Source organism: Prevotella sp. P3-122, from assembly GCF_002251365.1.
Lineage (GTDB): Bacteria > Bacteroidota > Bacteroidia > Bacteroidales > Bacteroidaceae > Prevotella.
On sequence record NZ_NPJH01000013.1, the window covers coordinates 17,693 to 41,992 of the forward strand.

The window sequence follows — 24,300 nt, forward strand, 5'->3', positions numbered from 1 at the left end:
CGTGGATAAAGAAACAAGGTTTTGTATTCTTTTATTTGCCTTCTTTTTTGTAACTTTGCGTCCGTTTTGCGCCAACCTGCCATAGCGACGGGGGTGGTAGCGCTTCTATCTAACACAATTTCAACAAACATGAACAACTCTATAAAGGATAACATTCTTACAGACTCCATCTTGGAATCTGCCATGCCCCACATCTTCCATCTGACTCCAGATGGAACCATTGCCGAGGGCAACGCCATGGGTAATACTGAGGGATGGATATACATACCCGATGGATGGATATTGGAGGAAAACAGCAATACTGATATTGTTGACGTACCGACCAGTGACAAACATACAGCAAAGCTTATTCATCTTTCGAGGACTGACGTAGGCCCTTATCGACTTACTAATGAGGATGACGAGTATATTGATTTCTTCCCAGGCTGCCATCAGTCATCCACCGTTGCTATCCCCTCTCCAGAACTTGTCAGCCCGTTCATAAAGACTCCACTCTATCTCGATGGCAATGTCAGTTTTGCCAAGCATCAAGATGGCGAGGAAGATAAGCCTGTGAGGATGTCGATGATAATGTTCAGGCGTGCCGAGTCAGACAAGTGGCTTGACGATGCACCGCTGGGATATATCTATGCACGAGCCCTGACTATGGACGACGACTTTGTAAAGCCGGTCCGTATGCTTAACCTTGGCGTGTCTCCGGCAAAACTTATCGACATTGTGGAGACAACAGACAAGAAAGTGACATTCCGCATCTCTTGGCCTCTGGGAACAGTAGAGGTACAAGGAGGCAGGGAAACAGAGCAGGGATATGAAGTGGCAAGAACCAGCCTGAGTTCAGACCGTTCGGTAAACTGCATATTCACATCGAAGGTTGGAAGAAAGAGTTTTGCCGTAAGGATTGAACTGCCATTCCAGAGCTTTGCCGTATGCCATAATGGTGAGGAAATTGGGCAGGGACAGTTTACCATTCCCGTATCTATGATCGAAGATTATACTTATCAGTTGCCAGCGACGAATAGTGACGAGCGGCTTGCCATAACCTTCGAGCAGCCTGCCCGCTCATTGCTATACCAACTGACAGAAAGAAACACTCTGGCCGTAAGGGATATGGCTGATATGAGCCTGAAGCTTGGCGAGATACCAACAAGCGGTACCTTTGCCGACTTGCTCCTGGGTGCTGAGAACATTCGTACAATACTGGAGCCTACGGCCGGCAACTGGAATAAGACAAGGACTAACATCATACTGAAACATAAGGATGAGAGATGGAGAATACATCTCGCTAACCACCCCTACCGCCTGATAGAGAATTGTGGATCATGGCAGATTACATCTAAAGCCCTAAAGACCGTCATAGTAGAGGATTTAGAGCTGAAGGCTATGAGGCTTGAGGCAGGATGGACCAATACACAGACTGTTACCATGCAGCGTAGTGATGACGGCATCTACACCTTGCCTATGGAAACAGGCAGTTGGCAAAAGGTGCTCATCTACTGCAGCCACAGCGGAATAGTCTATCCCAAGGCTTTCTGTATCTCAGAGTCGAGCAATAGGAACTTGTTTGACATGCTTGCCGATGGCCCTTTCATGAATGTTGCCTGGACTGAGTGTATTGCAGGATATGATGCAGCAATCGCCCATTCATGGCCTGCTGACTCTATCCCAGAACTTGAACAGATGTCTGACTATCCAAAGTTGCTCTCAAGGTTTGCTTTCCATCTATTCCTCAAGGCACAAGCTGACGGCAGTATGGACAACATGGAACAGAATCTCTTGCAGTTGCAGGCCGACCTCGCATTCCAGTGGTTCTGGCTTGAGGAAGACGACTATGACTATTCTGAAATCTGTAGTCTTGCAGATACCTCTAATCCGAAATTCATGGAACTCTTCAAGGTATGGAAGTCGAAGACTTTTGGTGAGGAATTCGAAATCCCAACCAAAGGAGAAGACCTTAATATGCTGTTCGCCCTGCTCATCAATCAATTCGGAAGCTTCATGTCAAGACTCTCCGAGAAATCTGCCAACAACAAGGTTTGCTCTGAGCCTGACATGCTCGATGTAAGGAGAAACAACAGGAAAATAACAAGGGTGATGCAACGTCTTTCGGACCACCTGTCAGGAAAGCAGTCACTATGGAAATTACCGCATGACGACAGGAAGGAAATACTTCATGTTTATCGCAACTATCATGCTGCATTTCAATCTATAACGGACAAATAGTTTATTTTTACGACAGGCTACGTCAAAATCGGCGTAGCCTCTCTGCAATGCTTTGCGTTGGCTAATGCAAAGCTTTGCGTTGGCGGATGCAAAGCTTTGCGAGGACGGATGCAAAGCTTTGCGTTTTTTTAGTTGGGGTCACGTGACAATAAACCTAAAGGGTCATGAGGTCAAACCTTTTTTCAGCTATTGAATTTTTGGTTAAAGCCGAGAAAGTACGCAAGGGGGAGCATCAATAGTTCTCTGCTCCACAAATAGGGCATCGGCCCTTGTCGTGCATCTGCGCTCCACATTTGCCGCATCTGTATGGCATACGGCTGAATTTCCAGAAACGGTAGAGGGCGAAATAGACATAGGCTGCGAGCAGGAAGTAACCAATATAATATAATGTGGCAATGCTATAGATGATATAGTTGGCAGCGCATACGGCCATCAGGCCGCTGAGATAGAGCACGGCATCGCCAAATGGCAACTGATGACGAACGTCATCAACGGCTGCAAGAGCCACTATGAGCAGCATCCATACCATCAGAAGGAAAAGGCCAAGCTGGAATGGAAGGACAAAGGGGTTGAGGGTGGGATGATAGTAGAAGTGCCGCCACATCTCCGGATAGAAAAGCTGAAGATGTGCGTAATAGGTTGCCGACGCTGCCACGAGGATGGTGAGAAGTGTGGGATAAAAGGTGTTTATGTCGCGGAAGTGGACTATCGGAGCCTTCAATGCAAGAAGGTGCCTTATCCAGTAGGAGACGGTGATAACGCCAATGACGACAAGGAATATTATGAGGTGTGTGTCGGAGAAGAAAAGGATAAACTGCGATATGGTGTCAGCAGGCACCACGTTTGGGATGAGCGCAGACTCGCGTGTCCATCCAAACTCTGACTGTTCCGTCGCAAGCTGCACCCATACGGAGTCGATGCTGTCGCTTGGGACTATCCTTATGTCGGCCACAACGAGCACGGAGTGACGCCCGGCAGCAAAAGTATCTATCGGCACGTTGGCTGCAAGAAGCTCCTCGGGCTGTTGCCTTAAGAGCGTCAAGGTGTCACAGTTCACCACAAAGTTGAAGTTGTTGGTATAGTGATGCTCTGAGAAGAATGACAGTGAGTCTATCTGATGCTCGCTGAGCTGCACCATTGCGTCGTGGACTTTCTCGCCACGGTTGTAACAGGAGGCGAGCAAGAGAGCGAAGACTGCGAGGGTAAAGAGTGGGCGGATATGTATGGACATGAGGATATGTGTTTCTGTTGAATGACTGGGGCTATCTGCGCTGACTATGGTTCTGCAAAGATATTCATCTGGCATTCGTCGCACTTGAACTGCAACCTGAAGCGGCGGCCATCAGCAAGACGCAGGAAGAGAGGCTCGTGCCATCGCGGTACTACGTCGCCCCGCTTTGCACAATGTCCAAGGGAATAGCGCAGACAATGACGGCACTGCATGATGAGCGGAGAGCGCGAGGGTGCGACCTCGAAGGCTGGAGTGGGATTAGAGATTCCGTGGGCAATGTAGAAATCAGTAGCCTGACCGTTAGATATATTATAGGTATAGGGGAACCGTCCGTATTCTGGCTGCCACTCTTCCGCCTTGTATGTTTGTGAAGACGGTTTGGAGACACCGGGCACTTTGTCATTAGCCTTGTCGCATCGTACGTCTGTATGCATGAGTTTGTCTACAGCCCTACGCCTGAGGTCAGACAGAGCACTCGACGGAATGAAACAGTCAGCAACGCCAGGACCAAGCCTCACATCGTCGCACACGAATGGCGTATTACCCAGCTTCGTAAGCTGCCGGCGTATGTTGTCGGCCTGTGGCTTGTCTGCCTTCTGATGCTCTGTTTCCAATGTTGCCTTGACCGTACCATTGATTGAGAGGACAAAGCCGTCATCAGACAGGTCGAGCGACATGGTGACGGGCAGTTGCCTTACCGCGGAGACTCCCGACAACAGCTTTGCGAAAGCCATGTCGGCATTGCGGTAAAGGGCCATGCCTGCTCGCAACTCCTTGGGCATACGCAAGGGGAACAACCTGTTGCCGACAGCCCTGTTCACCCTAAAGCCCTCCAGCTCGCCCGTTCTGTTCAGGAAGCACAGGCCGTCGCCGTTGGCAAATGCGGCCGTTCCTGCAACGGTCAGGCTATCTGCTCGTATCTCCTTGACCTTTCCTACATATTCGCCTAACGACTTTGGGGTATCAAAAGAGGCAATATCGCGCTGACGTCCGTTGAGGAAATAGGTGGTGAAGCCACGGTTGAAGGTCTTTCTCAAGTCGGGCTGGAACCTGTGCTCCACCCTGCCCTCGGCAGCTCGCCTGTACTCACCGCTCCGTTTGCGGATGATGGTGTCCAGGCGTTGCGAGTATGCCGCTACGACATTCTTAACGTATGTGGCATCCTTGAGCCTTCCCTCTATCTTGAACGAGCACACACCCGCATCAGCGAGTTGTTCAAGATGGTCTATCTGGCACATATCCTTCAGCGAGAGCAGGTGACGCTGGTGTACGAGTTCCTTGCCATCAGCATCTACGAGGTCGAACTTCATCCTGCAGAACTGTGCGCACTCGCCACGGTTTGCGCTGCGGCTGAAGCAATACTGCGAGGCGTAGCACAGTCCCGAATAGCTCACGCACAGGGCACCATGCACGAAGGCCTCGAGCTCTACGTCTGGCACCTCGCTGTGTATGTGTGCTATCTCCTCCAATGACAGTTCCCTTGCAAGCACCACTCTGCTCATGCCCTGACGATGCAGCCATGCCGCCTTGTCAGCCGTGCGTGTGTCGCATTGTGTAGAGGCATGGAGTGGCAACAGCCCCCGGCAAGCCTCAGCCAGTCCCATGTCCTGAACGAGAATTGCGTCAGCACCGGCATCGGCAATCTGGCGTGCCGTAGACATGATGTCCTCAAACTCGTCGTCGTAGATTATGGTATTGAGCGTAACATAAACTTTTGCCCCAAAGCGATGGGCGTACTCACAGAGACGGGCAATATCGGCTACGGAGTTGCCTGCCGCAGCCCTTGCGCCAAACCTGTCAGCACCAATATATACGGCATCGGCACCATGGTCGATGGCAGCGATGCCGCATTCGAGGTTCTTTGCCGGAGCCAGAAGTTCGAGTGTTCGCATGTATGATTCTCTGTTTGTGGTTATTCTATCTTACTGATATCGTATGGAGTCTCCTGATATACGTAATAGTTTATCCAGTTGCTGAAGAACAGGTTGGCATGTGCCCTCCACGTCACTACTGGCCCATTGTCGGGATTGTCATTCTGATAATAGTTCTTCGGCATCTCAACATCGTCACGCTTGCCTATGTCGCGCCTGTACTCCTTGTCGAGGGTGTCTGGCGCATACTCCATGTGTCCCGTAACGAAAAATTCCCTTCCGTTACGTGCCATGACGATACTCACTCCGCTTTCCTCCGACTCGGCTATGACGGTCAGACGGCTGTCGCGGGCGATGTCGTCACGCCTCACCTCCGTATGCCGGCTGTGAGGCATGGCGAACACGTCGTCGAAGCCACGGAAAATGGGCAGGGCAGCCACCAGCGTGTGCTGCGGGAAGATGCCGAACATCTTTTTCTGCAGAGGGTATTTCGGAATGTCGTAGAAATGGTACAGTCCTGCCTGTGCAGCCCAGCATATGTAGAGCGTGCTCGTGACGTGGGTGCGCGCCCAGTCGAAGATAGCCTTTATCTCACCCCAGTAGGCAACATCCTCGAAGGGCATGGTCTCTACGGGTGCGCCCGTTACTATCATGCCGTCCCATTTCTGCTCCTTTAGAATGTCGAAGTCCTTGTAGAACATCATCATGTGTTCCACGGGGGTGTTCTTCGGCGTATGGCTCCTGAGCTTCATGAAGTTTATCTCCAGCTGCAGAGGAGTGTTCGACAACAGCCTTATGAGGTCGGTCTCGGTTGTTATCTTCAAGGGCATCAGGTTTAGGATGACTATCTTTAGCGGTCGTATCTCCTGATTATGTGCCCTGCTCTCGTCCATAACGAAGATGTTCTCCTTCTTCAGAAGGTCGATGGCAGGGAGTTTGTCTGGCAATCTTAATGGCATTTCTGAATATTGTTTATGTACCCTATCTTACCACAAATTCACTCTCTCGGCGGCAGGCACGTACATTGGGCTGTCGGCAGTTATGCCGAAGGCATCATACCATGCGTCGATGTGTGGCAGGGCTCCATTCACACGCCATTCTCCAAGTGAGTGTGGGTCGCTCTTTGTGCGGTTGCGTATTTCCTTCTCGGTAATGTTGTTGGCCCATACTCCGGCATATGCCATAAAGAAGCGCTGCTCTGGTGTGTAGCCGTTGATGTTCTTAAGAGGCTTGTTCTTGGTGGCGTTCCTAAAAGCGTTGAACGACACCTGCAGACCGCCATGGTCGGCAAGGTTCTCACCAAGGGTGAGCTCACCGTTGGCGTTCAGGTCGGGGAGCACTTTGATGGCAGAGAAGTAGTCCACGCACTTCTTGGCACGCCCGGTAAACTTCTCGCCGTCCTCTGCTGTCCACCAGTCGGTCATGTTTCCGTCCTTGTCGTAGTGGCGTCCCTGATCATCGAAGCCGTGGGTCATCTCATGTCCGATAACGACACCGATGGCACCATAGTTGAACGCGTCGTCGGCCTTGGCATCGAAGAACGGGTATTGCAGAATGCCAGCCGGGAAACAAATCTCGTTGGTTGTAGGGTTGTAGTATGCGTTGACGGTCTGCGGAGACATGAACCACTCATCGCGGTCTACAGGCTTGCCGGCCTTGGAGTCGATGGCATACTGGTTCCAGAACTTACGGCAGGCAAGAACATTGTCAAAGTAGCTCTTGGCCGGGTCAATGGTAAGGTTGGAGAGGTCCTTCCACTTGTTTGGATAACCAATCTTCACATAGAAAGTAGACAGTTTCTCAAGAGCGGCCTTCTTGGTTGCCTCGCTCATCCAGTCCTGCGCCACGATGCGCTCAGCGAGACTCTTCTGCAGATTTGCAACGAGCTGTTCCATGCGTGCCTTCGACTTGGCGGGGAAATACTTGTCACAATACATCTTGCCGAGTACCTCGCCCATCTGACTCTCAGTCTGCATGGTGGCACGCTTCCAGCGGGGGTAGTCCTCAGCACGTCCGCGCATGGTCTTTCCCCAGAAGTCGAAACTGGCGGCCTGTACCTCATCGCTAAGATAGCCCGCCGACATGTCGATAAGGCTCCATTCCATGATTGCCCTTAGCTCTTCGACATTCTGTGTGGCGATGAGCTTGTCGGCACCTGCGAAGAACTGTGGCTGGCCGACCACCATTTCCTGCATACAGTCGTCCTTCACTCCCTCTGCCCTAAGCAGCTCGGCCAGAGCGATGTTGGGATAGCTGGACTGGAACTCAGCAAGGGTCATCTTGTTGTAGTTGGCCTCTACGTCGCGTAGCTCCGTCCTGTTCTTCGATATTAATGCGAGAGCAGTCTCAAATCGCATTATGGCACGGCTCCTGGCCTTTGCCTGCGCCTCGCTGAAACCATAGATACCGAACATTGTCTCTATGTGTCTGGCGTATGCCTGGCGTATGTCTGCCGTAGCCTTGTCGTTGTCAAGATAATAGTCTTTCTCGCCCAATGTCAGTCCGCCCTGCATAAGGTTCAGGATGTTCATCGTGGCATTCTTCTCGTCAGAGCCGAAGTAATAACCGTAGGGAACACCAAGGCCTATGACGGCATATTTGAGCTGAAGCTTTCTCAGGGCCTCGATATCCTTGGCAGCCTCTATCTCGTCCATTACAGGCTTCACGGGAGCCACACCCTCGGCGTTGCGTCGTGTGGAGTCCATGGCGAGCTTGTAGAAGTCGCTGAGCTTCTTCTCCACGCTGCCCTCAGCGAATTTCTTTTGTGTGAGGCTTGCTATGATGCCGTTGATGCGCTGGTTGTTGTCTTCCTGCAGCTGGTCGAAGCTGCCGAAGCGCGAGTATGCGGAAGGCAGCGGGTTAAGCTTCTGCCATCCGCCACATGCAAACTTGTAAAAGTTCTCAGACGGGCTTACTGTCTTGTCTAAGTTTTCCATCCTTATGCCGGCCTTGTTCTGTGCCATGCCCGCTTCCGGAGCTGCGATGAGCAGCAACATCGGTATTATTTCCTTCATTGTCATTATTTGTTATAATATGTTATGTTAATCTATACATTATATAATACTCATGTATATATATATCCAAATCCAACCTAACTACATTCTCCCTCAGAACTAATTACTCCCCTCTCTTTTGGAGAGGGGTTGGGGGTGAGGCTTTCTCCCCTCTCTTTTGGAGAGGGGTTGTGGATGAGGCTTTTATTACTCCATCCCTTCCGCCATCTCAAACCAGCGTTCATTCTCCTCGTCGAGCTTCTTCTTTATTGAAGTATACTCCGTAACGAGAGTCATGTCGGAGGCGTTCTCCGGAAGCATAAGCAGGGAGTCAAGCTCCGCTATTCTCTCTTCCATGCTCGCTATTCGCTTCTCGCAATCCTCAAGTGCCTTGCGTGCCTTGCGCAGTTTCTTCTGGTCGTCCTTGCGTGCATCATAATCCTGCCGTGCTGTCGACTTATCAGGCTGCTGCTCAGCCTCCTTTGGCTGTTGTGCATATACGGCCTGCAACTTGTCGTCGATGGTGTTGTGACCGCGCAGGTAGTCGTAGATGCCGCCGAGGTGCTCGCGGACATGCCCAGCCGCAAACTCATAGACCTTATCAACAAGGCCATCGAGGAACTCACGGTCGTGGCTCACGATGATTGCCGTGCCGTCGAAAGCCTTGATGGCATCCTTCAGCACATCCTTCGACATCATGTCCAGATGATTGGTAGGCTCGTCGAGAATGAGCAGGTTTACAGGCTCCAGCAGCAGCTTGATCATGGCCAGTCGGCTACGCTCGCCGCCACTAAGCACCTTTACCTTCTTCTCCGACAGCTCCCCTCCGAACATGAATGCTCCGAGCAGGTCGTTCACCCTCAGTCGCATGTCGCCCTTGGCCACCTGGTCTATGGTGTCGAAGATTGTTATCTCCTCCTCCAGAAGCTGTGCCTGGTTCTGTGCGAAATATCCTATCTGGACGTTGTGTCCAATCTTTAGGTTGCCAGTGAAGGGTATCTCTCCCATGATGCATTTCACGAGCGTTGACTTACCCTCACCATTCTTTCCCACGAAGGCTACCTTCTCACCGCGCTTGATAGTCAGGGTCACATCGCTGAACACCGTATGGTCGCCATAGCTCTTCCCTACTCCGTCGCATATCACGGGATAGTCGCCGCTTCTCAGACATGGCGGGAACTTCAGTCTCATGGCCGATCGGTCCACCTCGTCAATCTCTATAGGCACTATCTTTTCCAGTTGCTTTATCTTGCTCTGTACCTGTATAGCCTTAGTGGGCTTGTACCGGAACCGCTCTATAAAGTCGCGCATGTCTGCAATCTCCTTCTGCTGGTTCTCGTATGCCCTTAGCTGCTGCTCACGCCTCTCGGCCCTCAGCACGACATACTGGTCGTACTTCACCTTATAGTCAACGGCTCTTCCGCATGTCAGCTCTATTGTCCTGTTGGTGACATTATTGATGAATGCCCGGTCGTGGCTAACCAGCACTACGGCCTTGGCGCTCTGAGCCAGGAACTGCTCCAGCCATTGTATGCTCTCTATGTCGAGGTGGTTGGTAGGCTCGTCGAGCAGCAGCACGTCGGGTTTCTGCAACAGTATCTTCGCCAGCTCGATACGCATCCTCCAACCGCCCGAGAACTCTGACGTAGGGCGTTCCAGATCATCGCGGCTGAAGCCCAGTCCACAGAGCGTACGCTCCATCTCGGCCTCATAGTTGTCGCCACCCATCATCAGATACCGCTCGTGCTCCTGCGTGAACTTATCAACCAGTGACAGGTAGTCCGGGCTATCGTAGTCGGTACGCTCGGCCATTTCCGTTCCGAGCCTGTCTACCAACTCCTTCAGTTCTGTACATGCCGAGAAAGCCTTGCGCGCCTCCTCGCGAACGGTTGTGTTGTCCTGTAGTCTCATGACCTGTGGCAGGTAGCCAATGGTCGTATCGTTGGGTATGGAGACAACGCCCGCCGTAGGTGTCTGCTGTCCGCAGAGTATCTTCAGCATTGTCGACTTTCCGGCTCCGTTCTTGCCCACAAGGGCTATACGGTCCTGGTCGTTGATGACGAAACTGACGTCATGGAACAATGGGCGCGCGCTAAACTCTACTTTTAATCCTTCTACTGATATCATCTTATATATGAATGTCGTGCAAAGTTAACACAATTCAAACACTCTCACAAATAAAGCAATTAATTTTTTGTTAAATGATGAGTACCAGGTTACCAATATTAAGTTTAAAGTTGAATAATGTTAAATATCTGTTTCCCATATAAACCTTTTGACATTGGATTTATCGAAAAAAGCAGAACATGGAACACGAATATGGCTGTCATAAAGAATTGCCCACAGGATATCTAAGTCAACATTAATTATATAAAAAATGAACAACATGCTGAAATCAATGGCCCTGGCCATTACCCTTGCCGCCTTGCCAATTGTAGGACAGGCTAAGCAATGGACTCTGCAGGAATGTATAGACTACGCCTTGCAGAACAACATCACACTGCAGAAGTCAAGACTGCAGACGCTAAGCGCACACGAGGATGTACAGATGTCGAAAGCTGCACTCCTGCCATCGTTGAGCTTACAGACATCACAGAACGTTACTTACAGACCATGGCCGGAGAGCAACAGGGCAACAGTGACCAACGGCTATGTAGAGACGAGTGTAGACAAGGTATTCTACAACGGAACCTACGGACTGAGCTCCAACTGGACTGTATGGAACGGTAATCAGAACATCAACCAGATAAAACTCAACAAGGTAACGGAGCAGCAGGCCGAGCAGGAGACTGCCGTGACGGCAAACAGCATACAGGAGCAGATAGCACAGCTGTACGTGCAGATACTATACTCTAACGAGGCCATAGAGGTGTGCCGTCAGAGCCTGCAGACGAGCAAGACCAACGAAATGCGGGGACAAGAGTTCGTCAACGTAGGAAAGATGTCGAAAGCTGACCTGGCACAGCTCACGGCACAGAGGGCGCAGGACGAATACTCGCTCGTCGAGGCAGAGGGAAACCTCCGCAACTTCAAACGACAGCTCAAGCAACTGCTGCAGCTCACTACTGACGAGGATTTCGATGTTGTCATACCACAGACCACTGACGATATGGCCCTACAGACCATACCCGTCATGACAGATGTCTACAATGCTGCCCTCGCCACCCGACCCGAGATTAAGAGTGCGCAGCTCGGCATAGAGAGCAGCGACCTCAACCTGAAGATTGCGCGTGCAAAAAGACTTCCAACCATTGGCGTTAGTGCCAGCGCAGCTACCAACACCACATCGATGAGCGACAACGAATGGGGTCAGCAGCTCAAGAACAACTTCGACCTTGGAGCAGGACTGACTCTCAGCATTCCCATCTTCGACAACCGGCAAGCCAAGACGGCCATCAACAAGGCGAAGCTGCAGAAACAGAGCTACCTGCTCGACTTGCAGGACAAGCAGACTACGCTCTACTCTACTATCGAGAACTACTGGCTGCAGGCAACAACAAACCAGAGCATGTTTCAGGCTGCCAAGGCCAGCACCGAGAGCGCACAACAGAGCTACGACCTGCTGAGCGAGCAGTTCCGCCTCGGCCTGAAGAACACCGTAGAGCTGATGACAGGAAAGAGCAACCTGCTCAACGCACAGCAAAACGAGCTCCAGAGTAAGTACCTGACCATACTCAACATAAACATGCTCAACTTCTATGCATCAGGCCAGCTCCTAAATAAATAGTCTACCCCCCTATATTATCTATCTTATCTATCCCATCTATCTCATCTATATCAGAGAAAATAATCCTATCACAATAATGAAGAAAATTAGCAAAATCTGGATTGCGGCAGCAGCCATCGTGTTGCTGGCCGTCATCGCCTGGATATTATCAGGCTCGAAGAAAAAAGAGGAAGTGACCTTTGCCACAGAGAAGGTTGCCAAGGCCAACATCCATAACAGCATCACGGCTACAGGTACCATCGAGGCCGTGACATCAGTTACAGTCGGTACGCAGGTATCTGGTATCGTGAGCAAGCTCTACGTTGACTACAACTCAGAGGTGAAGAAAGGACAGGTCATTGCCGAGCTCGACAAGACAAACCTCACCAGTACGCTCAACTCCGCACGTGCCAATCTGCTGAGCGCACGTGCCAACCTTCAGAGTGCGGAGGCCAACCGCGACTACCAGCTTGCCAACTACAACCGCTACAAGACTCTCTACCAGAAAGGACTCGTGAGCGCAGACGAATACGAGTCGGCGCGGCTGAGCTACCAGCAGGCCGTGGAGCAGGTGGCATCGAACAAACAGAATGTAAACTCGTCGCAAGAGGAGGTACAGAGGGCACAGACCAACCTTGGGTATGCCACCATCACCTCGCCCATAGACGGAGTGGTTATATCGAAATCTGTTGAGGAAGGACAGACCGTAGCAGCGAGCTTCAGCACACCGGAGCTATTCACCATTGCCAAGGACCTTACCAACATGCAGGTAATTGCCGATGTCGACGAGGCTGACATAGGCGAGGTGGCTGTTGGCGACCGTGTGTCGTTCACCGTAGACGCATACCCCAACGACACATTCGAGGGCAAGGTCACTCAAGTGAGGCTGCAGGCCACCACAACCAACAACGTCGTGACTTACGAGGTGGTAATAAGCGCACAGAATGCCGACCTGAAGCTCAAGCCCGGACTGACTGCCAACGTTACCATCTACACCGCTGAGCGTACCGGCGTCACCTGTACTTCGGCCAAGGCCCTGCGCTTCACTCCCACCAAGGAGACCGTAGGCAACAAGAAGATTGTAGACTGCAACGGAAAGAACAAGGTGTGGACATTAGAGGGTAACACTCTTAAGGCTCACGCTGTTAACATAGGCATGACCGACGGAATGCATACAGAGATTCTCTCTGGCATCGCAGAGGGGACCGTCATCGTAACGGAACTGAAAGTGAATGCCAGCGAGACTGCCGAGGCTGGACAACAGCAAACAGAAAGCAGCCCCTTCGCACCAGGCCCTCCGGGAAGGAAAAAGAAATAAAAACTGAGGTTGCGGATTTTAAGGAAAACCGTGTCATCGAAATAACTTCACCTTTCCAAACAACAACCATCATATCAGCAAAATCATGACAACAGAAAACAGAAAAACCGTCATAGAGCTGCAGGATGTCAAGCGCGACTTTATCGTGGGAAACGAGACTGTACACGCCTTGCGGGGCGTATCGTTCAAGATACACGAGGGCGAGTTCGTCACCATCATGGGAAAATCGGGTTCTGGCAAGTCTACGCTGCTGAACCAGCTCGGATGCCTTGACACTCCGACGAGCGGCGAGTACCTTCTCGACGGCATAAGCGTCAGGACAATGTCGAGGTCACAGCGTGCCGTACTGCGAAACAGGAAGATTGGGTTCATATTCCAGAACTATAACCTCCTGCCCAAGACTACGAGTGTTGAGAACGTGGAGCTGCCGCTGATGTACAACGCCGAGGTTACGGCCAGAGAACGCCAGCAGCGTGCCATTGACGCCCTTACAGCGGTAGGACTGGGCGAGCGGCTCTACCATAAGTCAAACCAGATGTCGGGAGGCCAGATGCAGCGTGTGGCCATAACACGCGCTCTGGTCAACAACCCTGCCGTGATACTGGCCGACGAGGCAACGGGAAACCTCGACACGCGAACATCGTTCGAGATACTCGTACTCTTCCAAAAGCTGCACGCACAGGGACGCACCATCATCTTCGTTACACACAATCCCGACATTGCAAACTACAGCAGCCGCAACATACAGCTGCGTGACGGACGTGTCATCAGCGACGAGCAGAACACGAACATACTCTCGGCAGCTGAGGGGCTGGCAGCATTGCCTGCGGCAAATGACGAATAGGCCAATATCTGGACAAGTCTTACACAAATAAGAAACAACAGGAAAATCATGAACTATACAAATCTTCTGAAGATAGCCCTACGTGCCATAGCGGCCAACAAGCTCAGGGCATTCCTAACGGCCCTGGGCATCATCATCGGTGTGGCGTCGGTCATAACGATGCTTGCCATAGGACAAGGCTCGAAGAGGAGCATACAGGCCAACATTGCGGAGATGGGCTCAAACATGATTATGATACACCCCGGTGCCGACATGCGTGGCGGTGTACGCCAGGATGCCTCAGCCATGGAGACGCTGAAGCTAACCGACTACGAGAGCATAAAGGACGAATGCAACTACATCAAGGGCATAAGTCCCATGGTCAGCAAGAGCGGACAATGGATTTACGGCAACAATAATACGCCATCGTCAATATACGGTGTCAATCAGGACTACCTTGAAATAAGGCAGCTCAGCGTCAGCGACGGAGAGGTGTTCACGGAGGCCGACATTAAGTCGAGCGCAAAGGTGTGCATTCTCGGACAGACCGTCGTGGACAACCTCTTCCCCGACGGTGCAGACCCTATAGGAAAGGTGGTGAGGTTCAACTCCATCCCCTTCCGCGTCATTGGCGTGCTAAAGAAGAAGGGCTACAACTCCATGGGAATGGACCAGGACGACCTTGCGCTTGCTCCATACACAACGGTGATGAAGCGCATCCTCGCACAGACATACCTAGGGAGCATACAGTGCTCGGCGGTCACGGAGGGTGTCACCGACAAGGCCACGGAGCAGATTACGACTATACTGCGCCGTAACCATAAGCTAAAGGACGCTACGGAGACTACAGAGGCCGATGCCGACGACTTCAACATACGCTCACAGGAGGAGCTGGCATCGATGATGAACTCTACCACCGACATGCTCACCATTCTGCTGGGATGCGTGGCCGGCATATCGCTCATAGTGGGCGGTATCGGCATCATGAACATCATGTACGTATCGGTAACAGAGCGCACGCGTGAGATAGGACTTCGAATGAGCGTCGGCGCACGTGGCATTGACATTCTCAACCAGTTCCTCATCGAGGCCGTGCTGCTCAGCGTCACGGGAGGACTCATCGGAGTACTCCTCGGAGTGGGTGCCAGCTATGCCGTTAACCTCATCGTACATTGGCCCATATACATCCAGCTGTGGAGCATCATCATGAGCTTCGCCGTCTGCACCTTCACCGGAGTATTCTTCGGATGGTACCCAGCCAAGAAAGCCGCACAACTCGACCCCATCGAGGCTATAAGGTACGAGTAGTTACTTGAGGTAATAAAAACAAAAGTCCTCCCATTTTTTACGAAGGTAATTTCGTGGGCTTATGAAGTTACCTGTATAAAAAACGGGAGGATTTTTGTTTGACTATTACTGATTTTACTTCACAGATTTGTATTGTGAATAAGACATACCAAATATAAATCAGTCGAAAAGCGATAGAGACGTGTCGACTGGCTTAATAGGCTCAGGCTTTTCCTCTACCTCATCCGTGAAGTCAAGCATCGTCTGGATGTAACGTGTCGACCGTATGTTGAGGCAGTATTTCCCACGTGAGCCAGTACTCTTTACCGTGCCGTCAGGATGCTTGGTCTGGGCATAGATATAGCTGACTATACTACGGTAGACCTGCTCGTAGGTTACAACCTCAAACAGACCGTTGACAGAGTTGTAAACATGATGGGCTATCTTCCGGAGTGATAGACCGGAAGAGCCAGCCTCTTCGAGTATGAACAATATTTCCTGTTCGTAGTTCACTATTATTGAATGTTGTTTATGCTATTCTCTCATGTCAGCGGTTTAGCATCAGCTCTGTGATCAAATCTCTCTATGGCCAAATGAAAAAGAAAAGCCGCAACTATATGATAAGTTGCGGCTCCTCTTTATCGTTTTGATAATTATGCGAGAACCACTTTACCGTTCTCACCCTTTACCTTTCCTTCCTTCAACAGCCATCCTATGCCAAGAAGAACCTCTGTCTCTGTCTTCTCTGTTGCCTTTGCAAGCTCACATACAGAGAGAGCGCTACCAGCTGCAGAAAGTGCCTGATAAACGTCACCGGCGCGGAAGCCAGCGTTCTCAGCGTCTACGAGGGTTTCTACCTTTGCTGCACACTTCTTTGTTGTTGTAGCCTTCTTGGTTGTTGTCTTTGTTGCTGCTGTCTTTGTTGCAGTAGCCTTAGTTGTTGCTTTCTTTTCTGCCATAATTTACATAAATATTAAAACTGTCACTTCCTGAATAATGAGTGATTTTTTAAATTTGCTGCAAAATTACACATATTTTTCCAAACTCTGCAATATTTTTACAGAAAATATGGCCAGAAATGCATAAACTATTGGTAATCACATAATTTCTTGATATATATCAAGTAAAAACATGCCTACTCTTTTAGGTCTACCTTGATTTGCAGTTCGTCAAGCTGTTTCACATCGATTGCCGATGGAGCATCGAGCATCACGTCACGTCCGCTATTGTTCTTCGGGAAGGCTATGCAGTCGCGGATGCTGTCGAGACCAGCCATGATGCTTACGAAGCGGTCGAGACCAAAAGCAAGACCTGCGTGAGGAGGAGCACCATACTTGAAGGCATTCATAAGGAAGCCAAACTGAGCTTGGGCACGCTCTGGGGTGAAGCCGAGAACCTCGAACATCTTCTCCTGAAGCTTAGTGTCGTGAATACGTAGACTGCCGCCTCCGACCTCAATACCGTTACATACGAAGTCGTAGGCCTTGGCACGTACTTTCTCGGGATGGGTGTCGAGCAATGGAAGGTCGTCGGGGTTGGGCATGGTGAAGGGATGGTGTGTTGACATGAGACGCTGTTCCTCATCGCTCCACTCGAAGAGCGGGAAATCGACAATCCACAAACACTTGAAGACATTCTTGTCACGTAGGCCCAGACGGTCACCCATCTCCAGTCGTAGGGTGCAGAGCTGCGTGCGCGTCTTGTTGGCATTGTCGCCGCTTAGAATGAGCAGTAGGTCACCATCCTTGGCACCAGCGGCCTCCTTGACCTTGATGAGCTGTTCCTCGGTATAGAACTTGTCAATGGAACTCTTGACTGTTCCGTCGGTATTGTATTTAATATATACGAGTCCCTTGGCTCCAATCTGTGGACGCTTTACAAAGTCGGTAAGCTCGTTGAGCTGCTTGCGGCTGTAGTCGGCACATCCTGGTACGCAGATACCACCTATGTACTCAGCTTCATCGAAGACGGAGAACGTTCCAGTGCCCTTGAGCACGTCCATAAGCTCAACAAACTCCATGCCGAAACGGAGGTCCGGCTTGTCGCTGCCGAAACGGCGCATGGCCTCATGCCACGGCATCTGCTCAAGCTTGGGAAGCTCTACGCCACGAACCTCACGGAACAGATGGCGGGCCATCTCCTCAAAGAGCTCAATGACATCCTCCTGGTCGACGAAGCTCATCTCGCAGTCTATCTGTGTGAACTCTGGCTGACGGTCCGCACGAAGGTCCTCGTCGCGGAAGCACTTGGCAATCTGGAAGTAACGGTCGAAACCAGCCACCATAAGCAACTGCTTAAGGGTCTGCGGACTCTGTGGAAGAGCATAAAACTGGCCAGGGTTCATACGTGAGGGAACGACGAAGTCGCGGGCACCCTCGGGAGTAGAGCCAATGAGAATCGGGGTCTCCACCTCAATGAAGTTCTGACTGTCGAGGAAGTTGCGTATGAGTATTGTCATCCTGTGACGCAACTCAAGGTTGCTCCTAACTGCAGGACGGCGTAGGTCGAGATAGCGGTATTTCATGCGGATATCATCACCTCCATCGGTATCGTCCTCTATCTTGAATGGTGGTGTCTGGCTGTCGCTTAGGACATTGAGCGTGGAAACGAGTATCTCTATGTCGCCCGTCTCCATTTTCGGATTCTTGCTCTGCCTCTCACTGACTTTTCCTACCACCTGTATGCAGTATTCCCTACCTAGCTTGTTGGCGGCCTCGCACAGGGCTGCGTCATCAGCCTCGTTGAATACCAACTGCGTGATGCCGTAACGGTCGCGCAGATCGACAAATGTCATACCGCCCATCTTACGTACTCGCTGCACCCATCCAGCCAAAGTAACTTCCTTACCGGAATCGGAGAGTCGAAGCTCCCCGCACGTGTTTGATCTATACATATTATATATATAAGATAATTTAAGTTTCGTGCAAAAGTACAATTTTTCTTTGAAAGTACGAAAAAAAATCACGCAAACTATTCATTGTGAGGTTTTATTTATTATCTTTGTATGCGAAAACAAACATAACTTTATCTACATGAGAAAAATCATCACATTAGCTACATTCCTGTCATTGGCTTTTATGGCCAATGCGCAAACAGCACAGGACGTACTGGAAACGGCGCAAAAAGCCAACGACTACTTCATGGCAAAGTACGATGACCCTACAAAGCCCACTTTCGTAAGGAAAATCAGACCAAGCTCGTTGTGGACAAGGGCCGTATACTATGAGGGACTGATGGAACTATACACCATTGACCAGCAACAGAGATATATAGACTACGCCATGAGATGGGCTGACTTCCACAACTGGACTCCACGAAACGGGGTCACGACAACTGATGCCGATGACCAATGTTGCGGACAGACATACTATCTGCTGCAACCATTCACCGAGAGGCAGAACCCAATGGAGAAGGTACTGGAGAACCTCGATAAGCAGATTGCAAGCGGACGTTGCGACTACTGGACATGGATAGACGCCATACAGATGGCCATGCCGCTATATGCCATGGCGTACAAACAGACTGGCGACAGGAAATACATCGACTACGCCATGAAGGCATATAGATGGAGCAGGAACGAATGTGGGGGCGGACTCTTCAATACAGCCAACGGATTCTGGTGGAGAGACAAGGACTACGTACCTCCATACAAGGAGGCGGACGGCAAGGACTGCTACTGGAGCCGAGGTGACGGATGGGTGTATGCAGCTCTTGTAAGGGTGATGGACGTAATAGGAAAGAAGGACAAATACTATAAGGAACTGAAACGCGACTTCGTGATGATGAGCAAGGCTTTCGCATCATGCCAGCGGGAGGACGGCTTCTGGAACGTAAGCCTCGTATCGCCAGTGACATACGGAGGAAAGGAAGCAACGGGAACATCGCTCTTCCTATATGGTATGGCATGGGGTATGCGCAACGGCATCCTAAAAGAGAAGGAATACCGCCACATTGCCGACAAAGCATGGACGGCACTGGCAACGGAAAGCGTGCATGCCGACGGCTTCCTCGGATGGGTTCAAGGAACAGGAAAAGACCCGTCGGCTGGGCAACCTGTGACATATACGAGCGTGCCCGACTTTGAAGATTATGGTACTGGATGTTTCTTAATGGGTGCTACAGAATACTACAAACTGGTTAAATAATGTAAAAGATTTAGCCTGTCTTTACATTCTTATTAATCTTTTTATAACTTTGCACGTCATTAGGGTAAAAGGAGCACAAAATGGCGTAGGACTGGTGTGCTGATGCTACCAACGAATAGACGCCATATTGATATGCACCTCCTATATAAATAACAAATGCAAAAACTTCAGAACGATGAAAAAGATTTTATCTATTGCCCTGATGCTTATAGCAAGCCTAAACATGGCTATGGCGCAGCAGAATGAGGCCCAAATCAAATTCGACACCCTACAGCACAACTTTGGAACGTTCAGTGAGAGCTCACCAGTACAGGAATGTGTGTTCACATTCACAAACATCGGCACTGCCCCACTCGTAATCAATCAGGCTGTGGCAAGTTGTGGATGCACCGTACCATCATACACCAAGACTCCTATCCTACCGGGCAAGAAAGGACAGTTGAAGATTACCTACAACGGGAAGGGCAAATTCCCAGGCCATTTCAAGAAGAGCATCACCGTTAGGACCAACGGAACTCCTGAGATGACACGTCTCTACGTTGAGGGCGACATGAAGGAGGCAGAGACTTCTGAGAAATAAAATTAAATACAGGAATAATTAAAAACAAACCTTAACCATACCTTATTGGCGGATGACCACACGTTGGTCATTCGCTTTTTTTATGAGCTACGATGAGATTCGGTTCATTAGAAATTTCCTAGGGGCAAAGTGCCCCGTAGGGTGAGTCTTTTCCCCTTTTATCTTATCCAGAATAGGACAGACATTTCTGTGCCAGTTCAGTTCAACTCTCACGCAAAGCATTGCTACCGCTCACGCAAAGCATTGCAATCGTCCACGCAAAGCATTGCATCCGCCTACGCAAAGCTTTGCATCTGTCCCCCCAAACATATGCTACTTTTACATAACGTTTATGCCAATCTAAGTGAACGTAACATAAAAATGGGCGGAGAATTGGAAAAAGACTTAAAACCTTAGAGAATAAGTAAGATTATTGATAACTTTGCAGACGAATACACAAATGAAACAATAACATGAATAAAAACTTCTTTTATGCAGCAATGGCTGCCGCATTATTAGCATCATGCTCTACATCCCAAAAGGCAACATCGCTTACAGCTCTTAACGGAGAGTGGAACATTGAAAAAATCGAGGGAAAAGCCATAGACAAGTCGCTTAGCGAGAACGAGGCTTTCCTTGGCTTTGACACTGCGAAGAAAAGTGTGTATGGATGCACAGGATGCAACAGGCTTACAGGCTCGTTTGGCATTGACAGCAATAATGTTCTTGACCTCAGTAAAATGGGAAGCACAAGGATGATGTGCAAGGATATGACAACAGAGACCATGGTGCTCGGGGCTTTACAGAAGGTAAAAACATTCAAGGTTGACAAGAAGGGCAACCTATTGCTGACCAACGAAAAGGGAAATACCATTATCGAGCTTACCAAAAAGAAATAACAATTGGGGAGTTCAACAAATTAGCCTGTCAGCAGCCCCCCACTAAAAGAAGCCGCTTCCAATAATATAATAATGGAAGCGGCTTCTTAATTTATGATTTCCAAAACTGAACTCTCGGGATCAGTTGTTGACAGAACCTCCGACAATGTCAAGCAGCTCGTTTGTGATAGCCTGCTGGCGACTCTTGTTGTACTGGAGGTTGAGACCACGCAGCAATTCGTCGGCATTGTCAGTAGCAGTCTGCATCGCAACCATACGCGCCGCATGCTCACTGGCAATACTGTCGAGCAATGCCGTGTAGAGCAGGAGGTGGGCATACTTCGGGAGAAGCGCCTTGAGGATAGTGTTCATGTCAGGCTCGACAACGAAATTGTCATTCAGGGGCTTTCCGTCGAGCATACGTGGCGAAGATGCCTGTTGCTCTGTATCACGCTTGCGCAGATACTCCTGCGACTCCTTGGTAGCCACAGTGGATTTGAGGTCGCGATAGTGGTCCTTGGTGAGTTCCGACTTCAAGTCGATGGGTAGGAAGGTCTTGCGTGTGAGGATTTGCGATCCGGCAGACTTGAAATGATGATATACCAATTCCACCTTGTCGATTTCTCCATCAACAAACTTTGTTCCTAATTCCCTCGCCAAGTCGATACACTGCTTCACGTCCGCCTTATCGGCCAACTCGGTAAAAACGCCCCCGAGGGGATATCCCAACTTAGCAGCCTTCTCAGCGACCTTACGTCCAACGGGATAGATGACAATATTCTCCTTGCCCAACGCCTCATATTCAGCCGCTACCGTCTGCATCAGTTTGATGATATTGGCATTGAATCCACCACAGAGACTGCTGTTCGACGAATAAGCCACGATAGCAACCCTTTTTACCGGGCGCTCGATGGTGAACACATTCGATGCGTCAGCCTCCGAGGCGAGGAAAGTCTTGAGTATGTGCTCAAGCATAGTCTCGTATGGAAGCATGTTCTCAATCATCACCTGTGCATGGTGAAGTTTCGACGAGGCCACCATCTTCATCGCACTCGTAATCTTACGCGTACTGTTGACACTGGCAATCCTGGTCTTTATCTCTTTTAGCGACGGCATAGGCTATTAATTTTTATACTGTCCTGCGATGTCAGCCATCACCTGTTCGATGACTGCAGTCACACTGTCGTCAATCTTTCCGCTTGCAAGAGTCTCGATCACTTCGGGATGAGCCGAGCGCAGTTTGTCGAGGAATGAGTCCTGACACTGTCTTACGCTCTCCACTGGCACGTCGTGCATCAATCCACGTGTACCGCAATAGATGATAGCCACCTGCTCGCCTACGGGCATTGGGCTGTACTGCGGTTGGATGAGCAACTGGTTGTTCTTGCGTCCTCGGTCGATAGTCATAGCGGTAACAGCATCCATATCACTTGAGAACTTCGAGAAGGCCTCGAGCTCGCGATATTGAGCCATATCAATCTTCAGTGTACCAGCCACCTTCTTCATACTCTTGATCTGTGCCGAACCACCCACACGGCTCACCGAAATACCCACATTCACAGCGGGACGGAAGCCCTGGTTGAAGAGGTCGCTCTCAAGATATATCTGTCCGTCGGTGATAGATATCACGTTGGTAGGGATATATGCCGACACGTCACCGGCCTGAGTCTCGATGATAGGCAGGGCAGTGAGCGAACCGCCACCCTTCACCTTGCCCTTCATGCACTCGGGCAGATCGTTCATCTGCTCAGCCACTTCCTGCTGGTCGTTGATACGGGCAGCACGCTCTAGCAGACGGCTATGTAGATAGAACACGTCTCCGGGATAAGCCTCACGTCCAGAAGGACGGCGCAGGATGAGCGACACCTCACGATAGGCGACCGCCTGCTTGGAAAGGTCGTCATATACTACGAGAGCCGAGAATCCTCTGTCTCTGAAATACTCTCCGATGGCAGCACCTGCAAACGGAGCATAATACTGCATAGCAGCAGGGTCGGCAGCTGTAGCGCTGACGATGATAGTGTAAGGCATAGCGCCATGCTGCTTGAGGTTTTCCACAAGAGCGGCAACAGTAGAAGCCTTCTGTCCGATGGCTACATATATACAATACACTGGTTTTCCAGCCTCATAGAAGCTCTTCTGATTGATGATGGTATCAACGGCGATAGCAGTCTTACCCGTCTGCCTGTCACCAATGATAAGCTCACGCTGTCCTCTTCCGATAGGAATCATCGAATCGACCGACTTGATACCCGTCTGCAGAGGTTCCTTCACGGGCTGGCGATAGATCACTCCCGGAGCCTTTCTGTCGAGTGGCATCTCAAAGGAGTCGGTGAGGTCGATGTCTCCCTTACCGTCGATAGCCTGTCCAAGAGGATTGATGACACGTCCAAGCATGTTGTCGTTGACGCGTATAGAAGCGATTCGCTTCGTACGCTTCACCACCATGCCCTCCTTGATGCCCTCGGTAGAACCGAGCAGCACGCAACCTACGTTGTCCTCCTCAAGGTTCATCACGATTGCCATAGTGCCGTTCTCGAATTCGAGAAGCTCGTTGGCTTCAGCGTTTCGCAGTCCGTAGATACGAGCCACACCGTCGCTCACCTCGAGCACAGTACCGACCTCGTCAAACTCCTGTCCTCCGCTGATGCCCTGCAGTTGCTGAAGCAGCATCTGTGACACTTCGCTTGGTTTGATTTTATCTGACATGTTATTTCTTTACGTTTTTGATTACTTTTTAAGCTGTGTGAGCACCTGTCTGAGCTGGTTCTGCACACTGGCATCCAGTCGGTAGGTGTCATATTCGAGTACAAAGCCGCCAATGATGTCTGGGTTGACCTCAGTCTCAAATTCCACAGTACCCTTTGTCTTACTCTCCACCATCTTTCTCATCTTCAGCTCAGTAGCTTCCGACACAGCGACGGCGGTAGTCAGTTTGCCGCGGATGATGTTCTTCTGTTTTCTATAAAGAGTGATATACGAATTAGCCATGAACTGCATCACGCTCTCTCGGTCCTCACGCAGCACTATATCGACAAATTTCGATGTTAGCTCCGATGGTTTACCGCCCATGGCAGTAACCATCAGACTGCGCTTCTTGTCCTTAGGGAGCATGGGATTGTCTATCGTAAACCTCAGGCGGGGCACGTCGATATAGCTCTGTGCGAGCACAGACATCTCCTGATACACCGTGTCCTCGAGCTTAGCGTCCGTAGCTGCCTTGAGCAGCGCCCGGGCGTATCTTACCGATATTACTCCAATGTCCATAA

At 50.4% G+C, this 24,300-nt stretch carries 19 protein-coding genes; 8 read left to right on the plus strand and 11 right to left on the minus strand.

Going from position 1 to position 24,300, the window contains the following annotated elements; translation table 11 throughout:
- The first annotated feature begins 129 nt into the window (after positions 1 to 129).
- A complete protein-coding gene (locus tag CIL02_RS02140) occupies positions 130 to 2,220 on the plus strand; it encodes a hypothetical protein (protein WP_141210086.1) in 2,091 nt (696 codons plus the stop codon).
- A gap of 232 nt (positions 2,221 to 2,452) precedes the next feature.
- Here CIL02_RS02140 and CIL02_RS02145 read toward each other — a convergent pair whose 3' ends face one another.
- From CIL02_RS02145 to CIL02_RS02165, 5 genes are all read right to left on the minus strand, one after another.
- The gene (locus tag CIL02_RS02145) at positions 2,453 to 3,451 is read right to left on the minus strand and encodes a beta-carotene 15,15'-monooxygenase (protein ID WP_094398836.1); all 999 of its coding nucleotides are present in this window, start codon (positions 3,449 to 3,451) and stop codon (positions 2,453 to 2,455) included.
- Positions 3,452 to 3,495: 44 nt separating this feature from the next.
- Positions 3,496 to 5,343 carry a U32 family peptidase gene (locus CIL02_RS02150; RefSeq protein ID WP_094398837.1) on the minus strand — a complete coding sequence of 616 codons (1,848 nt, stop codon included), beginning with the start codon at positions 5,341 to 5,343 and terminating at the stop codon, positions 3,496 to 3,498.
- 20 nt (positions 5,344 to 5,363) lie between these two features.
- Positions 5,364 to 6,281, minus strand: coding sequence for a homoserine O-succinyltransferase (metA, locus tag CIL02_RS02155; protein ID WP_094398838.1), 918 nt, complete (start codon positions 6,279 to 6,281; stop codon positions 5,364 to 5,366).
- A 27-nt stretch (positions 6,282 to 6,308) separates the two neighbouring features.
- Positions 6,309 to 8,342, minus strand: a complete 2,034-nt coding sequence (locus CIL02_RS02160) for a M13 family metallopeptidase (protein WP_094398839.1) — start codon at positions 8,340 to 8,342, stop codon at positions 6,309 to 6,311.
- 180 nt (positions 8,343 to 8,522) lie between these two features.
- On the minus strand, positions 8,523 to 10,442 hold the full coding sequence (locus CIL02_RS02165; RefSeq protein ID WP_094398840.1) for an ABC-F family ATP-binding cassette domain-containing protein: 1,920 nt from the start codon (positions 10,440 to 10,442) through the stop codon (positions 8,523 to 8,525).
- A 250-nt stretch (positions 10,443 to 10,692) separates the two neighbouring features.
- Here CIL02_RS02165 and CIL02_RS02170 point away from each other — a divergent pair, with 250 nt between their 5' ends.
- The 4 genes from CIL02_RS02170 (at position 10,693) to CIL02_RS02185 (ending at position 15,470) form a co-directional block, all read left to right on the plus strand.
- Positions 10,693 to 12,042: a TolC family protein gene (locus tag CIL02_RS02170; RefSeq protein WP_094398841.1), complete on the plus strand. Its 1,350-nt coding sequence runs from the start codon at positions 10,693 to 10,695 to the stop codon at positions 12,040 to 12,042.
- A gap of 76 nt (positions 12,043 to 12,118) precedes the next feature.
- On the plus strand, positions 12,119 to 13,339 hold the full coding sequence (locus CIL02_RS02175) for an efflux RND transporter periplasmic adaptor subunit (RefSeq protein WP_094398842.1): 1,221 nt from the start codon (positions 12,119 to 12,121) through the stop codon (positions 13,337 to 13,339).
- A gap of 85 nt (positions 13,340 to 13,424) precedes the next feature.
- A complete protein-coding gene (locus CIL02_RS02180; protein ID WP_094398843.1) occupies positions 13,425 to 14,183 on the plus strand; it encodes an ABC transporter ATP-binding protein in 759 nt (252 codons plus the stop codon).
- Positions 14,184 to 14,231: 48 nt separating this feature from the next.
- Complete coding sequence (locus CIL02_RS02185; protein ID WP_094398844.1) at positions 14,232 to 15,470, plus strand: ABC transporter permease; 1,239 nt, start codon at positions 14,232 to 14,234, stop codon at positions 15,468 to 15,470.
- Positions 15,471 to 15,629: 159 nt separating this feature from the next.
- Here CIL02_RS02185 and CIL02_RS02190 read toward each other — a convergent pair whose 3' ends face one another.
- The 3 genes from CIL02_RS02190 to aspS all read right to left on the minus strand — a co-directional run bounded on the left by CIL02_RS02190 (position 15,630) and on the right by aspS (position 18,342).
- On the minus strand, positions 15,630 to 15,962 hold the full coding sequence (locus CIL02_RS02190; protein WP_094398845.1) for a hypothetical protein: 333 nt from the start codon (positions 15,960 to 15,962) through the stop codon (positions 15,630 to 15,632).
- A gap of 140 nt (positions 15,963 to 16,102) precedes the next feature.
- On the minus strand, positions 16,103 to 16,408 hold the full coding sequence (locus tag CIL02_RS02195) for a winged helix-turn-helix domain-containing protein (RefSeq protein ID WP_094398846.1): 306 nt from the start codon (positions 16,406 to 16,408) through the stop codon (positions 16,103 to 16,105).
- A gap of 176 nt (positions 16,409 to 16,584) precedes the next feature.
- Positions 16,585 to 18,342, minus strand: coding sequence for an aspartate--tRNA ligase (gene aspS / locus CIL02_RS02200; protein WP_094398847.1), 1,758 nt, complete (start codon positions 18,340 to 18,342; stop codon positions 16,585 to 16,587).
- A 139-nt stretch (positions 18,343 to 18,481) separates the two neighbouring features.
- Between aspS and CIL02_RS02205 the strand changes: the two genes are divergently transcribed.
- The 3 genes from CIL02_RS02205 (at position 18,482) to CIL02_RS02215 (ending at position 21,052) form a co-directional block, all read left to right on the plus strand.
- Entirely contained in the window at positions 18,482 to 19,594 is a 1,113-nt protein-coding gene (locus tag CIL02_RS02205) for a glycoside hydrolase family 88 protein (protein WP_094398848.1), read from the plus strand.
- A gap of 175 nt (positions 19,595 to 19,769) precedes the next feature.
- Entirely contained in the window at positions 19,770 to 20,174 is a 405-nt protein-coding gene (locus CIL02_RS02210) for a DUF1573 domain-containing protein (RefSeq protein WP_094398849.1), read from the plus strand.
- A 452-nt stretch (positions 20,175 to 20,626) separates the two neighbouring features.
- Positions 20,627 to 21,052, plus strand: a complete 426-nt coding sequence (locus tag CIL02_RS02215; protein WP_094398850.1) for an META domain-containing protein — start codon at positions 20,627 to 20,629, stop codon at positions 21,050 to 21,052.
- 120 nt (positions 21,053 to 21,172) lie between these two features.
- On the opposite strand, the gene CIL02_RS02220 is transcribed toward CIL02_RS02215, so the two are convergent.
- Genes CIL02_RS02220 through CIL02_RS02230 form a run of 3 tightly spaced genes read right to left on the minus strand, consistent with a single transcriptional unit; the run spans position 21,173 to position 24,298 of the window.
- A complete protein-coding gene (locus CIL02_RS02220) occupies positions 21,173 to 22,147 on the minus strand; it encodes a F0F1 ATP synthase subunit gamma (RefSeq protein WP_094398851.1) in 975 nt (324 codons plus the stop codon).
- A gap of 6 nt (positions 22,148 to 22,153) precedes the next feature.
- The gene (atpA, locus tag CIL02_RS02225) at positions 22,154 to 23,740 is read right to left on the minus strand and encodes a F0F1 ATP synthase subunit alpha (protein WP_094398852.1); all 1,587 of its coding nucleotides are present in this window, start codon (positions 23,738 to 23,740) and stop codon (positions 22,154 to 22,156) included.
- Between the two features lie 21 nt (positions 23,741 to 23,761).
- Positions 23,762 to 24,298 carry a F0F1 ATP synthase subunit delta gene (locus CIL02_RS02230; RefSeq protein WP_094398853.1) on the minus strand — a complete coding sequence of 179 codons (537 nt, stop codon included), beginning with the start codon at positions 24,296 to 24,298 and terminating at the stop codon, positions 23,762 to 23,764.
- Positions 24,299 to 24,300 lie beyond the last annotated feature (2 nt).

Excerpts from the sequence above, each read along its gene's own strand:
- CIL02_RS02175 (WP_094398842.1), top strand. The coding sequence starts at position 12,119 with ATGAAGAAAATTAGCAAAATCTGGATTGCGGCAGCAGCCATCGTGTTG.
- metA (WP_094398838.1), bottom strand. The coding sequence starts at position 6,281 with ATGCCATTAAGATTGCCAGACAAACTCCCTGCCATCGACCTTCTGAAG.
- CIL02_RS02195 (WP_094398846.1), bottom strand. The coding sequence starts at position 16,408 with ATGGCAGAAAAGAAAGCAACAACTAAGGCTACTGCAACAAAGACAGCA.
- CIL02_RS02165 (WP_094398840.1), bottom strand. The coding sequence starts at position 10,442 with ATGATATCAGTAGAAGGATTAAAAGTAGAGTTTAGCGCGCGCCCATTG.
- CIL02_RS02185 (WP_094398844.1), top strand. The coding sequence starts at position 14,232 with ATGAACTATACAAATCTTCTGAAGATAGCCCTACGTGCCATAGCGGCC.
- CIL02_RS02205 (WP_094398848.1), top strand. The coding sequence starts at position 18,482 with ATGAGAAAAATCATCACATTAGCTACATTCCTGTCATTGGCTTTTATG.
- CIL02_RS02230 (WP_094398853.1), bottom strand. The coding sequence starts at position 24,298 with ATGGACATTGGAGTAATATCGGTAAGATACGCCCGGGCGCTGCTCAAG.
- CIL02_RS02145 (WP_094398836.1), bottom strand. The coding sequence starts at position 3,451 with ATGTCCATACATATCCGCCCACTCTTTACCCTCGCAGTCTTCGCTCTC.
- CIL02_RS02170 (WP_094398841.1), top strand. The coding sequence starts at position 10,693 with ATGAACAACATGCTGAAATCAATGGCCCTGGCCATTACCCTTGCCGCC.
- CIL02_RS02215 (WP_094398850.1), top strand. The coding sequence starts at position 20,627 with ATGAATAAAAACTTCTTTTATGCAGCAATGGCTGCCGCATTATTAGCA.
- atpA (WP_094398852.1), bottom strand. The coding sequence starts at position 23,740 with ATGTCAGATAAAATCAAACCAAGCGAAGTGTCACAGATGCTGCTTCAG.
- CIL02_RS02220 (WP_094398851.1), bottom strand. The coding sequence starts at position 22,147 with ATGCCGTCGCTAAAAGAGATAAAGACCAGGATTGCCAGTGTCAACAGT.
- CIL02_RS02180 (WP_094398843.1), top strand. The coding sequence starts at position 13,425 with ATGACAACAGAAAACAGAAAAACCGTCATAGAGCTGCAGGATGTCAAG.
- CIL02_RS02150 (WP_094398837.1), bottom strand. The coding sequence starts at position 5,343 with ATGCGAACACTCGAACTTCTGGCTCCGGCAAAGAACCTCGAATGCGGC.
- CIL02_RS02210 (WP_094398849.1), top strand. The coding sequence starts at position 19,770 with ATGAAAAAGATTTTATCTATTGCCCTGATGCTTATAGCAAGCCTAAAC.
- CIL02_RS02160 (WP_094398839.1), bottom strand. The coding sequence starts at position 8,342 with ATGACAATGAAGGAAATAATACCGATGTTGCTGCTCATCGCAGCTCCG.
- aspS (WP_094398847.1), bottom strand. The coding sequence starts at position 18,342 with ATGTATAGATCAAACACGTGCGGGGAGCTTCGACTCTCCGATTCCGGT.
- CIL02_RS02140 (WP_141210086.1), top strand. The coding sequence starts at position 130 with ATGAACAACTCTATAAAGGATAACATTCTTACAGACTCCATCTTGGAA.